Genomic DNA, 687 nt, shown 5'->3' on the forward strand with positions numbered 1-687 from the left:
CTGCCGGGATCGTCGCGACGTGGAGGTCTCCCATGACCGTCCGCACATCCAAGAAAACCGTCACCTTCGCACACCCCTTCACGCTCGGTGATTTCGAAGAGGTGCTCCAACCCGGGACCTACACCGTGGAAACGGACGAGGAGCGCCTGGACGGCGTGTCCTTCGAAGCCTATCGACGGGTCCAGACCCTGTTCCACCTGCCCGCGACGCCAGGGACTCCGGGGCTTTCGCAAACCCTGACGGTCGATCCCGACGACCTGGAGGCGGCGCTGGCGCGCGATGCGGCGTCTGGCGCCGGCCTCACGCCTCGCGGTGGCTGTGATTGAGATAGCCGCTGTCGAAGCCGGCCAACTTCTCAAGCCCCGCCAGATCGAGAATAATCACCTGTTGGGCCTTGAGGGTAATCAGCCCGCGTTCGCGCAATTGCCTGAGAATGCGGTTGACATGGATGGCGCTGAGCCCCAGCGCGTCGGCCAGGACGTATTGATTGAGCGGGCACGCGAATCCGTTGTTCGTCACATGGCCGATCAGGGCCAGGCGTTGCCCCAGTTCCAGAAAGAAGTGGGCCGTTCGCTCGATCGCGCTTCGCCGTCCGATATTCACCAGATGCTCGACCACCATCGCCTCGTCGCGGGAGGCGCCCCACATGATGGCCGTGGCCAGACGTGGAAAGTCCTGGAAAATCTG

The 687-nt window shown here is 63.6% G+C and carries 2 protein-coding genes; one reads left to right on the forward strand and one right to left on the reverse strand.

What is annotated here, in order from left to right; genetic code table 11:
- Positions 1–326, forward strand: a 326-nt coding sequence (locus GHC57_RS19155; RefSeq protein WP_246152525.1) for a hypothetical protein, incomplete at its 5' end; no start/stop codon positions are given.
- Here the strand turns inward: GHC57_RS19155 and GHC57_RS19160 are convergent.
- Positions 301–687, reverse strand: a 387-nt coding sequence (locus GHC57_RS19160) for a Crp/Fnr family transcriptional regulator (protein ID WP_153347266.1), incomplete at its 5' end; no start/stop codon positions are given. The genes GHC57_RS19155 and GHC57_RS19160 overlap by 26 nt on opposite strands.

The sequence above is a fragment of the Roseospira navarrensis genome, from assembly GCF_009601025.1.
Lineage (GTDB): Bacteria > Pseudomonadota > Alphaproteobacteria > Rhodospirillales > Rhodospirillaceae > Rhodospira > Rhodospira navarrensis.